Source organism: Pseudomonas sp. DW-iso3 (assembly GCF_058725305.1).
Map to the genome: position 1 here is coordinate 17,207 of NZ_JBZXDZ010000012.1, position 14,354 is coordinate 31,560.

The window sequence follows — 14,354 nt, forward strand, 5'->3', positions numbered from 1 at the left end:
CTTACCTCACTTCGCCATCATGAACGTATGGATGCTGAACATGATCCATATCGACAGGCCAACCAGCAGCAGGATTACCAACCCTGCAAACACGAACGCAATCACGTTGTCGCGCTGCTCTTTGGAACGGTCCAGGTGCAGGAAGTACACCAGGTGAACCAGAACCTGAATCACCGCGAACGCCAGTACGATCATCAAAGTGATCGACTTCGGCAGAGTCGGGTACATCACCAGACCGAACGGGATGAGCGTCAGGATTACCGACAGGATGAAGCCGATGGCGTACGACTTAACGCTGCCGTGGCTCGCATCATGGCTGTCATGGTCATGGGAGTGTGCATTAGCCATTACAGAGTCCCCATCAGGTAAACAACGGTGAAGACGCAGATCCAGACCACGTCCAGGAAGTGCCAGAACAGGCTCAGGCAGCTCAGGCGAGTCTTGTTGGTGTTGGTCAGGCCGTGTTTATTGACCTGATACATCATCACCGCCATCCACAGCAGGCCGGCCGTTACGTGCAGACCGTGGGTGCCTACCAGCGTGAAGAACGCGGACAGGAAGCCGGAACGGTGCGGGCCGTAGCCTTCGGAGATCAGCAGGTGGAACTCGTTGATCTCCATGCCGATGAAGCCCAGACCGAACAGGAAGGTCAGGGCCAACCAGCTCAGTACGCCTTTCTTGTTGCCCTTGTAGAAGGCCAACATGGCGAAGCCGTAGGTGATCGAACTGAACAACAGCAAGGCGGTTTCGCCGAGCACGTAAGGCAGTTCGAAGATGTCGTGGCCCGACGGGCCACCCGCTACGTTGTTTACCAGTACCGCGTACACCGCGAAGATCGACGCAAACAAAATGCAGTCGGTCATCAGGTAGAGCCAGAAACCGAAAACGGTCATCGGCCCCGAGTCGTGGTGATGGTCATCGTGCCCATGGTCATCGACATGGGCGTGTCCAGCATTGGTCACTAAGTTCGACATGGTTTAAGCCTGTTCCAACGAGGTTTCTACACGGTTGGCCGGAATCTTCTTCTCGGCTACCAGGCGAGCGTGCTGCTCGGCTTCGATGCGTTCGATCGTTTCGACCGGCACCATGTAGCCTTGATCATCACGGGCAGCGTGAATGATGAAGTAACCGATAGTGCCCACCAGGCTCGCGATTGCCAGCCACCAGATGTGCCAGATCATCGCGAAACCAAACACGGTCAACAGCGCACCCATCACCACGCCAGTGGCGGTGTTGCTTGGCATGTGGATAGGTTCGTAGTGCTTAGGACGCTGGTACGCAGTACCGTCTTCCTTGGCTTCGGTGAACGCATCAATGGTGTTCGCAGTCGGGATCACGGCGAAGTTGTAGAACGGCGGTGGCGACGAAGTCGACCATTCCAGGGTGTGGCCATTCCATGGGTCACCGGATTCGCAAGCGTTCTGCTTACGGTCACGGACACTCACGTACAGCTGGATCAGCTGGCAAGCGATACCCACAGCGATCATCACCGCACCGAACATGGCGACGTACAGGTACGGCACCCACTCAGGGTTGGTAGTAGCGTTCAGACGACGGGTCATGCCCATGAAGCCCAGAGCATAGAGCGGCATGAACGCGACGAAGAAGCCCGAGATCCAGAACCAGAATGCAGCCTTGCCCCAACCTTCGTGCAGCTTGAAGCCGAACGCTTTCGGGAAGTAGAAGCTGAAGCCAGCGATGTAACCGAATACCGCACCACCGATGATCACGTTGTGGAAGTGAGCGATCACGAACAGGCTGTTGTGCAGGACGAAGTCAGCACCCGGGATGGCCAGCAGTACACCGGTCATGCCGCCGATGGCGAAGGTCACCATGAAGCCCAGGGTCCACAGGACCTGGCTGGTCATGCGCAGACGACCGTGGTAGATGGTGAACAGCCAGTTGAATAGCTTCACCCCCGTCGGGATGGAAATCAGCATCGTCGCCAGGCCGAAGAAGGCGTTGACGCTGGCGCCCGAACCCATGGTGAAGAAGTGGTGCAGCCAAACCATGAAGCCCAGTACGGAGATTGCGCCCGATGCATAGACCATCGAGTGGTGACCGAACAGGCGCTTGCCGGTAAAGGTCGAGATCACTTCGGAGAAGATACCGAACGCTGGCAGGATCAGGATGTACACCTCAGGGTGACCCCATGCCCAGAACAGGTTCACGTACATCATTGGATTGCCACCAAGTTCGTTGGTGAAAATGTGGAAATCCAGGTAACGGTCAAGCGACAGCAGCGCCATGGTAGCGGCCAGGATCGGGAACGAAGCCACGATCAGGACGTTGGCCCAGGTGCAGGTCCAGGTGAAGATCGGCATGTCCATCAGTTTCATGCCAGGGGCGCGCATTTTCAGGACGGTGGCCAGGAAGTTGACCCCCGTCAATGTCGTCCCGAGTCCTGATAACTGTAGCGCCCAGATGTAGTAGTCCACACCCACGCCAGGGCTGTATTGCAGGCCCGACAATGGCGGATACGCAACCCAACCGGTCTTGGCGAACTCGCCGACGCCCAGGGACACGTTGATCAGCACCACGCCGGAAACCAGCAGCCAGAAGCTCAGGGAGTTCAGGAACGGGTAGGCAACGTCACGGGCACCAATCTGCAGCGGCAAGGCAAGGTTCATCAGGCCGGTGAAGAATGGCATCGCCATGAAGATGATCATGATCACACCGTGAGCGGTGAAGATCTGGTCATAGTGTTCAGGTGGCAGGTAGCCAGGCGAACCCTCGGTGGCCATGGCCAACTGGGTACGCATCATGATGGCGTCGGCAAAACCACGCAGCAACATGACCATGGCAACGATGACGTACATGACGCCGATTTTCTTGTGGTCGACCGACGTCAACCACTCGGTCCACAGGTAGGTCCACTTCTTGAAGTACGTGATACCTGCAAACAGTGCCAGACCACCCAGCGCGATCATGGCGATGGTCACCATTACGATCGGCTCGTGGAACGGGACCGCATCCCAACTTAATTTACCAAACATCGTTTACTCCTCTGCCCCAGCAGTTGAATGCGAGCCCGTGTCAGAACCTTCAACCGCGGCCACTTCTTTCTTCTCGTGCTTGACCGGCTTGCCTGGCTTCATACCTTCGTACTTGTCGACGATTTTCTGAAACAGGTTCGGCTCATACGCGGAGTACAGAGCGACTGGGTTGTTCTGGCTCGGTTTGGTCAGGGCATCGTATTCAGCTTGATCAAGCTGTTTAGGTGCGGCCTTGACTTCGGCTACCCAGGCGTTGAAACCTTCCTGGCTCGTCGAGATCGCTTTGAATTTCATGCCGGTGAAGCCAGCGCCGCTGTAGTTTGCGGAGATGCCTTCCATTTCAGCTTTTTCGTTGGCGATCAGGTGCAGTCGGGTCTGCATGCCTGCCATCGCGTAGATCTGACCGCCCAGGGCTGGGATGAAGAACGAGTTCATCACGGCGTCGGAGGTGATCCGGAAATTAAGCGGAGTGTTCTCCGGGAACTGGATCTCGTTGACCGTGGCGATACCCAGGTCCGGGTAGATGAACAGCCACTTCCAGTCCAGCGCGACCACTTCGATATTGATCGGCTTGACGTCGGACTCCAGCGGACGGTACGGGTCCAGCTCATGGGTCGACTTATAGGTGATGTAACCCAGGGCGATGATGATGAGGATCGGTACCAGCCACACCGCGATTTCGATCTTGGTGGAGTGCGACCACTTCGGCGCGTAGGTCGCGTTGGTGTTCGACGCGCGGTATTTCCAGGCGAAGGCGAAGGTCATGATGATCACAGGCACCACGACCAACAGCATCAGCAGGGTGGCGGTGATGATCAGGTTTCGTTGATCCAGACCGATCTGTCCTTTTGGGTCCATCAAGGTCCACTTGCAGCCTCCCAGCATTAACATCATGCCAAGCAGCGGCAAAAAGCCTAGTAATCGGGGGTACCTGTTTTTACTCATCTCACGACCTCTAAAGCAGCTTGCGCAATGCAGTTGGGTTTTGATCGCCAACACTTCACCCTGCCAAGGGTTGGCATTTCTCTTCGATTGAATAAGAGCCTGCCCGGCACGCCATAAGGGGGCGTTTCACGGACCTGCGGTGAGTTCTTATTCGATTTCGTGGTTAAAGGCCTTGTTACAGACCAATTCCATTTGGTGCGGATAGTTGAAAGGCTGCCGGAACCTTGGGGTCGCACAGAGCCATCCATCTGCCCCTCGACCGCTCCTGTGCTCAAATATTGAACAGCGCAGGACATTCAGTGCGGGCGATTGTAGTTAGCTAGCGATGTATAAACCATGTCTTATAAAGAAATAATTTTTATCGATTACAGCAATAATCCTTCACCAATATTGCAAAGGTTCGCGATCTTATCGCGTTAGATTCTCAACAAAAACCACAAAAATTGCCGTGTTATAGGCCCATCCGCCGCAGCCCTTACGGGGTGTAAGGGCAAGCCAAACCGATGCAAGCCCCCATAAAACAAGGCATTCGGACATCACGCAATTGCTGGCGCGGCGTGAGGTTCGCGGCCCTGTCGCCACCACGAACTGACAGCACATCTTGGCGGTTTTATGCAAATTTTGGCGGCAGTTCGGCGGGTCAGAAACGTCCTGCGGACGCTTCCGTGTGACAACATGTCGCACACTGCGCGCACCCAAAATTGTCCGGTGTCACGTTCTGTTCACAAATCCCTACAAGCAAAAACGCCCCGGTCTTCCCTCAAGAAGGACCGGGGCGTTTCAGGGACGGGCTCAGGCTTTGCGCTGGCGATTCCGGTAAATGCCCAACGGCACCAGGATCACGGTCAGCACGAACGCGACCAGCGCCCACTGCGCCAGGGACAGACCCAGCACCGGCGGATACGGGGTGCTGCAGAAGCCATCGACCTGGAAGCCCAGGGGGAACACCTTGGCGAGGGGCAGGTCGTCGACGATCGGTTGCAGCACATCAATGCCGCAGCTGACCTGCGGGAAGAACTGGGTGTAGACGTGGTGACCGGCTGCGGCCACACCGCCGAGGGCGCTGAGTATCACCAGCCCTTCGAAAAACGTGAGAGCCCCTTTGGTGCGCATGGCCGCGCCAATGAACGCAAAAATCGCGATCAGCAATAAGGCGTAGCGCTGCAGGATGCACAGCGGGCATGGCGCCTCGCCCAACACCACCTGCATATAAAGCGCACCGCCGATCAGCGCCAGGCAGATGATGCCCAGCAACACCAGAAAGCGCCGCTCCCTGCCTAAACGCAATTCGTCACTCATATCCGCTTCCCTTTGTTTGGTTGTGCCAATGGCCGCAAGTTTACACACAGGGAGTGGTTTAAACAGAGAGGGGTTAACGGGGGATTAATCTGGAGAAATGTTGTGGCAGTACGGACGCCATCGCGGGCAAGCCCAGCGCCCACAGGGGGGGTCGCATTTCCCCGTGGGAGCCGGGCTTGCCCGCGACGATGCCGACTCGGTTTAACGCCGAACCTTATTCCAGTGCCGCAGCCGGGCCGAAGAACTCGTAGCGGCTTTGTTTCTCGGGTACACCCAGGGCCTGGAGGTGGCGTTTGATCGCGGCCATGAAGCCTTTAGGGCCCAGGAAATAGGCGTCGATGTCACGCTGCTCTGGCAACCAGGCGGCCAGTTGGTCCTGGCTTAGCAGGCCGACCTTGTCCGCCGCGGGGCTTACACCGTCATCTTCGGCGTAGCAGTAGTAGCGCTTGAGCTGCGGGTGTTTGGCCGCCAGGGCATCCACCCAATCACGGAACGCATGCACCCCGCCGTTACGTGCGCAGTGGATAAAGTGCACCGGACGCTCGGTGGCCAGGGCCGCTTCGAGCATCGGCAAGGTCGGCGTGATGCCCACCCCACCGCTGATCAACACCAGCGGTTTGTCGCTGGCCGCCAAGGTGAACTCACCCGAAGGCGGGAACAGGTCAATGGTCGCCCCCACCTGCATCTGGTCATGCAGGTAGTTGGACACCCGCCCGCCGGCTTCGCGCTTGACGCTGATGCGGTACACGCCGGCGTCGGTCAGGGCCGACAGGGAATAGTTGCGGCGCACTTCCTCACCATCGAGCAGCAGTTTCATGCCGATGTATTGGCCTGGCGCGGCAGCGAGGATCGGGCCGTTGTCAGCCGGGGCAAAGTAGAAGGAGATGATCTCGTCACTCTCCTCCACACGCTTGACCAACAGGAACGGCCGCGCCCCTCGCCAGCCACCGGGCGCCTGGGCTTTCTCTTCATAGATCGCCGCCTCGGCGCCGATCAGGATATCCGCCAGCTGGCCATAGGCCGCGCCCCAGGCACTCATGACCTCGGGGGTCGCAATCTCGCTGCCCAATACTTCGGAAATCGCGCGCAGCAGACAGGCACCGACGATCGGGTAATGCTCCGGCAGGATCTGCAAGGCCACGTGCTTGTTGATGATCTTGGCCACCAGGTCGCCCAGTTGGTCGAGCTGGTCGATGTGCCGCGCGTACATCAACACGCCGTTGGCCAGGGCACGGGGCTGGTCGCCGCTGGCCTGGTGGGCCTGGTTGAACAGCGGGCGAACTTGCGGGTACTCAGACAGCATCATGCGGTAGAAATGGGTGATCAGCGCTTCGCCGCCGCTTTCCAGCAGGGGCACGGTGGATTTGACGATGGCACGGTCTTGGGCACTAAGCATGAGAGCCTCCTGGGCTTTTTTACTGATTGCCTTTACCTACTCAGTATTCGTGCCAACTAATAAATCCAATATTTTCAACAACTTAATTAATATGTAGTCAGTCTGACCTCCTAGACCTTATAGTCATAAGGACTACAAGGAGTCATTATGACTGCGCAATCGCTGCTCACCACCCTGCTGCCCCTGGTCGCCGACCTGTCCCGTGAACTGCCCGAAGGCGAGCGTTATCGCCGTCTATTACAGGCCATGCGCGCCCTGCTCCCCTGTGACGCCGCCGCGCTGTTGCGCCTGGACGGCGAATGGCTGGTGCCGCTGGCGGTGGACGGTTTAAGCGCCGACACCCTGGGCAGACGCTTCAAGGTCAGCGAACACCCGCGTTTTGCCGTGTTACTGAGCAGCCCAGGACCCACGCGGTTCGACAGTGACAGCGAATTGCCCGACCCCTACGACGGCTTGGTCGATGGATTGCACGGACACCTGGAAGTCCACGATTGCATGGGTTGCCCACTGTTCGTCGACGATCAGCCCTGGGGTCTGCTGACATTGGACGCCCTCGACACCGAGCGCTTTGAACGCGTTGAACTGGATGCCCTGCAAGCCTTCGCCAGCCTCGCCGCCGCCACCGTCAACGTCGCCGAACGTATCGAGCGCCTGACCCTGCGCGCCGAAATCTACCGCGAGGCGAGCGGCCAGCAGCACAAGGAAATGATCGGCCAAAGCAAACCCCACAAGCGCCTGGTGGAGGAGATCAAGCTGGTGGGTGGCAGTGACCTCACCGTGCTGATCACCGGCGAAACCGGGGTGGGCAAAGAACTGGTGGCTCAGGCCATCCACGCCGCCTCGACGCGCGCCGATAAACCGCTGATCAGCCTGAACTGCGCCGCCCTGCCGGAAACCCTGGTGGAGAGCGAGCTGTTCGGCCATGTGCGCGGCGCCTTTACCGGCGCGTTGAACGAACGCCGCGGCAAGTTCGAACTGGCCAATGGCGGCACGCTGTTCCTCGATGAGGTGGGCGAGCTGTCACTCACCGTGCAGGCCAAGCTGCTGCGAGTGCTGCAAAGCGGCCAATTGCAACGCCTGGGCTCGGACAAGGAGCACCAGGTGGATGTGCGCCTGATCGCCGCCACCAACCGCGACCTCGCCGATGAAGTGCGCAATGGCCGCTACCGCGCCGACTTCTATCACCGCCTCAGCGTGTACCCGCTGCAAGTACCGGCGCTACGTGAACGCGGGCGCGATGTGTTGCTGCTGGCCGGTTTTTTCCTCGAACAGAACCGCTCACGCATGGGCCTGGGCAGCCTGCGCCTGACCAGCGACGCCCAGGCGGCACTGCTGGCCTATAACTGGCCGGGCAACGTGAGGGAACTGGAGCATTTGATCGGACGCAGCGCGCTGAAAGCCCTGGGCAACTGTCGCGAGCGTCCGAAGATTCTCAGCTTGAATGCCCAGGACCTGGACCTGCCCGATGTCAGCGCACCGTTGATCGAAGAGCAAACCGGCAGCGCACCCGTCGTGACCGGCGACCTGCGCCAGGCCACCGAGCAGTATCAGCGCCAGGTGATCAGCGCCTGCCTGGAGCGCCACCAGCACAACTGGGCCAGCGCCGCCCGCGAACTCGGCCTGGACCGCGCCAACCTCGGCCGCATGGCCAAACGCCTAGGCCTCAAATAACCCAAACAACCCTGGTCAAATGCAGGAGACAACACTATTCGAATGTGGGCGCTGGCTTGCCTGCTCCCACATTAAATTTGTTTTGCCTGGAGGACCGGATTCACAGCCTGAACCACCCTCACCCGCCGAAACACCAACACATTCCCCACCATCACCAACACCAACCCCGCCAATGCCGGCGCCGTCCACTGATACCCCTCGGCATACGCCGACACATTCAGCGCCACCACCGGGAACAGCACGGTGCAATAAGCGGCGCGCTCCGGTCCCATGCGCCCGACCAGGGTCAGGTACGCGGTAAAGCCGATGACCGAACCTGGGATCACCAGGTACCACAGCGCGCCGATGTAGCGTGCACTCCAGTCCATTTCGAAGGGAATCCCGCGTACCACACAATAGGTCCCAAGCATCGCCGCACCATACGCCATACCCCAGGCATTGGTGGTCAGCGGCCTGAGCCCGGCCTTCTGTTGCAGGCTCGACAACAGGTTGCCCGCCGAGAAACACAGGGTCCCGAGCAACGCCAACCCCAAACCGAGCAAGGTCTGCGGGCTGGCGGCATGCCCCACCAGTTCCGGCCAGAACAGCAGGCCCAAGCCCATCAAGCCGAGCCCGCCGCCCATCAACACATTACGCGCCACCCGCTGGCCGAAAAACACCCGGGCATTCAGCGCGTTCCACAGCGTGGCCGTGGAAAACACCACCGCCACTAACCCACTGGGAATCCACTGGCTGGCCGTCAGAAAACATATGAAGTTGACGCAGAACAGGCACAGCCCCTGGGCCAGGCAGATCAAGTGCCCACGCCGGTTCATCACCTGCAACTGACGGCTAAGCAACAACAGCGCAAACAACACCAGCGCCGCCAAGCCAAAGCGATAAACGATGGACACGGGGATTGCCACCACGCCCAGTTGCCACTTGAGGGCAATCCAAGTGGTGCCCCAGATCAACACGGTGAGTAAATACAGGGAAAGGTTCATAGCGGGCTCCATCGATTGAGCCACAGTGTGGCCTGCGACCCATCGCGCGCTCTTGCACAATCTTGCGCTTTTGTCGGGCGGTGGGCGCACAGCGTCCGCCGCGCGGAGTAGGATGCAAGGCGTCGGAGAGTACGAACCATGCCTGATCTGGAATCCCTGCAAGTCTTTCAAGCCCTTAACCGCTCGCCCAATGCACGCCTTGAAGCCTGCGCCGAGCTCGGTGACGGCTTGTCTGCGGCCTTGTGGAGCAACCATCACGATGCCCAGGATTACCAGGCGCCCAGTCATCACACCTTGTCGTGCTACATCGGCGGCGGCACCGGCACGTTTCGGCGCGACCAGCCAGGCACCAAGGGCGGGCCGGACAAGTTGTGCATCCTGCCCGCCGAGCATCAGTCAGCCTGGGTGATCAACGGCGAAATCCGCCTGGCCCATGTGTACTTCAGCCCGGAGCAATTCGCCCTGGGCTGCGTCACCTTGCTCGACCGCGAACCGCGCACCCTGCAACTGCGCGAAAGCACCTTTCTGGAAGATGCCAGCCAGGCCCGGCGCTTTCACCAGTTGATCGCACTGAACTGGCACGAGCCCGCCGAGCGCCTGCTGACCAGCAGCCTGGCCCATGAAATGCTCAGCCACACCCTGCTCAGCCAGGTCGGCGCCCGCGAAGGGCTGAGGTTGAAAGGCGGGCTGGCGGCACATCAGCGACGGCGGTTGGCGGAGTACATTGACCAGCATCTGGAAGACCCGATCAGCCTGGGTCAATTGGCCGGGATGTGCGCGCTGTCGGAATACCATTTCGCACGGATGTTCCGCCAAAGCTTCGGCCTGCCGCCCCATCAATACCTGTTGGCGCGCCGCCTCACCCGCGCCCAGGCACTGCTGCGCAGTGGCGCCCTGCCCTTGGGTGAAATCGCCTTGATGTGCGGGTTCTCCAGCGCCAGCCACTTTACCCATCGCTTTCGCCAGGCCATGGGTGCCACCCCCGGCGAATACCGCCAGGCGTTCTGCGCCTAGGCCATCAACCCCAGGGTCTTGGCCTTGGCCACTGCTTGCGTGCGTCGCTCCACACCGAGCTTGCTGTGGATACGCCGCGCGTGGGTCTTGACCGTATGCAGGGAGATAAACAGGCGGTCGGCGATTTCCAGGTTGGAGTTGCCCAGCGCGATCAACTGCAGCACCTCCAGCTCGCGCTGACTGAGTGGACTCTCTACCGCACCCGAGACGGGCGCTTGCGGCTCCATGCCCAGTTCACTCAACAACCCCGGCGATCGCAACCGCAGTTCGCGAATCGCCTGTTGCACCTGGCAACGCGCGGCCAACTCCAGCCCGGTTTGCAGCGAGCGGCGCGCCAGCGCACAGTCGCCGACTTGCCAGGCCACTTCGCCCAGCACCAGGCGCAGTTCGGTTTCCAGGCAGAGCATGCCGCGCTGATGGGCGGTTTCCAGCAAGGCCGTGAGCCGTGCCACGGGTTGATCGGCACCCCCCAGCTTCACTTCAGCCAGCACCAGCAGATACTCCAGGCGCGGCACCAATTCCAGGGTGGCGGGCGGGGCCTGTTTGGCCTGGGGCCCACGAAAGTGGCGAAGCACGCGGCGCACCGCTTCCACCGTCAGTTCGGCACGGCCCTGCTGCAACCAGAAATGCCCACTGACCAGCAGCAACACCGCGCGATACACCGTGTCCGGCACCTGACGTTGTTGCATCAACCGTTCGGCGTCGCGCAGCTGCACAAAGGCCTGGGCGTAGTCACCGCGGTTGGCGGCCAGCAATGCCAGGCCGAGAAACCCATAGAGCACGCGCTTGTCCTGGCTGTGCAGGCACATCTTCAAGCCCGCCTCGAAACACTCGGCAGCCAGGCTGTCCTGCCCCTGGCGCAACGCCAGATGCCCCCGCCTCAAGGCGATGCGCCCGACCAAGGGCCCGGCCTTGAGGCGCTGCTTGAGCAACATCGCCTGCACATTTTCCAACAGGCTCTGGGCCCGGTAGGGGGCACCACGCTGTTCCAGCAGTTGCGCGTGGTCCAGCTCCAACAAGGCCTCGAGCAGCAACGAGCCATGGGCGCGGGCCAGGCACAAGGCTTCGCGGCTCAGGCCTTGGGCCACGTCCAGCTCACCGCGCAGCAAGGCTTGCTGGGTCAGGCCCGAGAGGCACATCAGTCGCGACGTCCAGGCGCTGTCGGGCAAGGCGTGTAGCGCTTCGAGGAAATGCTCCCGCGAGCGCTCGGCATCACCGCCCAGATGCAGCAACCAGCCCCACTGCGCCTGCCAGCGGGCCAGCAGATAACGCTGTTTCGCCGCCGTCGGCTGCGGCGCGAACCGCGCCAGTTGGTGGATGCATTGCGCGGCTTGCTCGAAGCGCCCGGCGAACAGCAACGCCGCCGTCAGCAACCCGACCAACTGCGCCGAGCCGAGCATCAGTTCATCGCCATGCTGTTCATGCAGGCGCAACAGCAGCATCGCGTTCTGCTGGCGGAACAGGTCCTCGAAACTGAAGTGCTGCAACAGGCTCACCGCCACTTCATATTCTTCGGCGAGCAGTGCGTGTTCAAACGCAGCCTGCCAGTCCTGTTCGGCGGTGAACCATTGGCAGGCGCGACGGTGCCATGAACGTTTGGCCGGCCAAGGCTCATCACGCAGCAAATCGGCGAGTGGTGGAAAGACCTGCAGCCACTCGGTGTCTTCCCAGGGCTGGATAAACGCGCCGAGGGCCTGCAGATCGTGCAGATATTGATCACCGTCGCCAAAGCCGAACAGGTGCTCGCACAATCCCGCATTGAAGCGCGGCAGATGGGCCAGTACGCGCCAGGCTTCGGCCAGTTCGGGTGGCAAGGTACTGAACAGTTCGTGTTGCAAGTAATCGAGCAAGGTCTTTTCCGGGTGGCCGTCACCCAGCAAGGCAATGCGTGCACCGGCACACCAGCCGGCGCTGAACTGCAGCACCTGGTCGACGGACTGCCCTGGCGCATAAGTGAGCAGCTGCTGGATCTCGACCGGGCTGAACGCCAGGTCTGCGCCGCACTCCAGCAATTCATCGTCAAGCAGCAGCCGTGGCCAGTTGCACAGCGGGCGCCGCCGCGTGCCCAGCCACCAAGTCAGCGCCGGGCTGCTGGCGGTGAACAGGCGATCGAGCAAGGCGTCGGTGTCCGGCGCGGGCAAACGGCAGAAGTCATCAAGGAACACCCACGCCGGGGCCTGCCAACGCGCAAGGTCCGACAGCAGTGTCGCTTCATCGATGAACGGCAGGTCGAGGTTCTGCGCCAGGCGCTGGCAAAGATCGAGGGGGCTCAGGGCAATACCGTTGAGCGGCAACCAGTGCACCGGGCAATCCTTGGGTGCCTGTAGCGCGCATTCGGCGAACAACGCACTTTTGCCACTGCCAGCGGGCGCGCACAACAACTTGACCCTCACCTGCGCCGCCAGCAAAGGCTCGGCCAAGCGTGGGCGCAACAGATGGTGGGCGGACAGCCGAGGCATGAATCCAGGACGGTCCAGGCAGCGGGTCATGGCGGTCATTGCTGCATCCTGCTTTTTATTGTTATGCAACCTGGCACCTACCCTAGTCCTGTGGTCGGCGGTTGTTGAAGAAGTATTCAGCAGGGTGATTGGCGGGCATAAAATTCAAGGCATACACCCCCACTGTGCGAACACGCTCGCACAGTGGGGGGCATTTCACATCGGGATCAGCGCACGCCTTCAGCCCTCAATGCCGCTGGCGTGTAGTCCGCCGCCTTGGCATTGAAACCGAACACAAAACTGCTCTTCTCCTCGTTCTTCATGCCCAGCGCGATATAGCGCCCGGCGATGATGTCGTACAGCGTTTCCACGGTATACGCCGGGGTCTGGTGGTTGTAGTAGAACTGCGCATGCCCCTCGGCGACACGCCACAGTTGGCCACGGCCGTCGTAGTGATCCACCAGCGCCACCTGCCAGCTGTCTTCATCGATGTACATGTGGCGCTTGGCGTAGATATGCCGCTCACTCGGCTTGACCGTGCCCACCACCTCCCACACGCGGTGCAGCTCATAGCGAGTCAGGTCCTGATTGATGTGGCCGGCCTTGATGATGTCGTCGTACTTGAGTGTCGGCTGGTCGAGCTTGTAGCTGTTGTAGGGAATGTACATCTCCTTCTTGCCGACCAGCTTCCAGTCGTAGCGGTCCGGGGCACCGGAAAACATGTCGAAGTTGTCCGAGGTGCGCAGACCGTCGGAGGCCGTGCCCGGACCGTCATACGCCACTTGCGGTGCGCGGCGTACGCGACGCTGGCCGGCGTTGTAGATCCACGCCAGGCGCGGCTCCTTTACCTGGTCGAGGGTTTCATGCACCAGCAGCACGTTGCCCGCCAGGCGCGCCGGGGCCGTCACCGACTGCTTGAAGAAGGTCAGCACGTTGGCCGCCTTGGCCGGGTCCATGTCCGGGATCAACTGCGGCACCGCCACTTCCTCTTCGAAGCGGATCGGCGTGTAGCTGCCGTTGGTCTGCGGCGTGGCCTGGGTAATGATGCGCCGCAAGTTGCCGCCGTGGTAACGGGTGATGTGGTTCCACAGCACTTCCACGCCATTCTTGGGAATCGGGAAGGCGTAGTAGCGATTGCCGGTGAAGTTTTCCAGGCCGTTGCCATCGTTGATCGGCTTGACGTTCAGCGCACTGCGCTTGATCGACTCGTAAATCTCCGGCGGCAGGTTGACCGTGCGGTGACTTGGGTACACCGGGATCTTATAGGTCTCGGGATAGCGCTTGAACATCGCCACCTGGCCGTCGGAGAGTTTGTCCTTGTACTTGTCGACGGTGGCTGCGGTGATCACAAACAGCGGTTTTTCACTGGCGAACGGGTCGGCCAGGAAGCCCTTGCTGTCCACCGCACCGGCATTTTTCGGAATGCCGCCGGTCCACGCCGGAATCGAGCCGTCGGCGTTGCCGGCTTTTTCGGCGCCCACCGGGGTCAGGGTGGAGCCCAGCTTGGCCGCCTCTTCCGGCGACACCGCTGCCATCACGTTGGCGGCCAACAGGCTCAGGGCCAACACTGCAATTGTCTTACGCATGGATGTTTGTCCTTGTTTAAGCCAGA

At 60.6% G+C, this 14,354-nt stretch carries 11 protein-coding genes; 2 read left to right on the forward strand and 9 right to left on the reverse strand.

Annotated elements, in window-relative coordinates; all coding sequences use genetic code 11:
- Positions 1 to 6: 6 nt before the first annotated feature.
- The 6 genes from cyoD to hmpA all read right to left on the reverse strand — a co-directional run bounded on the left by cyoD (position 7) and on the right by hmpA (position 6,636).
- Entirely contained in the window at positions 7 to 348 is a 342-nt protein-coding gene (gene cyoD / locus AC4PS7_RS27810) for a cytochrome o ubiquinol oxidase subunit IV (protein ID WP_010206434.1), read from the reverse strand.
- Entirely contained in the window at positions 348 to 974 is a 627-nt protein-coding gene (locus AC4PS7_RS27815) for a cytochrome o ubiquinol oxidase subunit III (protein WP_010206435.1), read from the reverse strand. The genes cyoD and AC4PS7_RS27815 overlap by 1 nt, the downstream gene beginning before the upstream one ends.
- Before the next feature lie 3 nt (positions 975 to 977).
- Complete coding sequence (cyoB, locus tag AC4PS7_RS27820; protein ID WP_010206436.1) at positions 978 to 2,996, reverse strand: cytochrome o ubiquinol oxidase subunit I; 2,019 nt, start codon at positions 2,994 to 2,996, stop codon at positions 978 to 980.
- Between the two features lie 3 nt (positions 2,997 to 2,999).
- Positions 3,000 to 3,941 carry a ubiquinol oxidase subunit II gene (cyoA, locus tag AC4PS7_RS27825; RefSeq protein WP_010206437.1) on the reverse strand — a complete coding sequence of 314 codons (942 nt, stop codon included), beginning with the start codon at positions 3,939 to 3,941 and terminating at the stop codon, positions 3,000 to 3,002.
- 792 nt (positions 3,942 to 4,733) lie between these two features.
- Positions 4,734 to 5,240, reverse strand: a complete 507-nt coding sequence (locus tag AC4PS7_RS27830; protein ID WP_010206438.1) for a disulfide bond formation protein B — start codon at positions 5,238 to 5,240, stop codon at positions 4,734 to 4,736.
- 214 nt (positions 5,241 to 5,454) lie between these two features.
- Positions 5,455 to 6,636, reverse strand: a complete 1,182-nt coding sequence (hmpA, locus tag AC4PS7_RS27835) for an NO-inducible flavohemoprotein (RefSeq protein ID WP_044287851.1) — start codon at positions 6,634 to 6,636, stop codon at positions 5,455 to 5,457.
- Positions 6,637 to 6,783: 147 nt separating this feature from the next.
- Here hmpA and norR point away from each other — a divergent pair, with 147 nt between their 5' ends.
- Positions 6,784 to 8,307: a nitric oxide reductase transcriptional regulator NorR gene (gene norR, locus AC4PS7_RS27840; protein ID WP_010206441.1), complete on the forward strand. Its 1,524-nt coding sequence runs from the start codon at positions 6,784 to 6,786 to the stop codon at positions 8,305 to 8,307.
- Between the two features lie 71 nt (positions 8,308 to 8,378).
- Here the strand turns inward: norR and AC4PS7_RS27845 are convergent, their stop codons facing one another.
- Positions 8,379 to 9,290, reverse strand: a complete 912-nt coding sequence (locus AC4PS7_RS27845; RefSeq protein WP_492179856.1) for a DMT family transporter — start codon at positions 9,288 to 9,290, stop codon at positions 8,379 to 8,381.
- 138 nt (positions 9,291 to 9,428) lie between these two features.
- Between AC4PS7_RS27845 and AC4PS7_RS27850 the strand changes: the two genes are divergently transcribed.
- A complete protein-coding gene (locus tag AC4PS7_RS27850; RefSeq protein WP_045791642.1) occupies positions 9,429 to 10,304 on the forward strand; it encodes a helix-turn-helix domain-containing protein in 876 nt (291 codons plus the stop codon).
- On the opposite strand, the gene AC4PS7_RS27855 is transcribed toward AC4PS7_RS27850, so the two are convergent.
- Both AC4PS7_RS27855 and AC4PS7_RS27860 read right to left on the reverse strand, forming a co-directional pair.
- On the reverse strand, positions 10,301 to 12,802 hold the full coding sequence (locus AC4PS7_RS27855) for a LuxR C-terminal-related transcriptional regulator (RefSeq protein ID WP_492179857.1): 2,502 nt from the start codon (positions 12,800 to 12,802) through the stop codon (positions 10,301 to 10,303). The two genes, AC4PS7_RS27850 and AC4PS7_RS27855, sit on opposite strands and share 4 nt — an antisense overlap.
- A 167-nt stretch (positions 12,803 to 12,969) precedes the next feature.
- A complete protein-coding gene (locus AC4PS7_RS27860) occupies positions 12,970 to 14,328 on the reverse strand; it encodes a DUF1329 domain-containing protein (RefSeq protein WP_010206446.1) in 1,359 nt (452 codons plus the stop codon).
- Positions 14,329 to 14,354 lie beyond the last annotated feature (26 nt).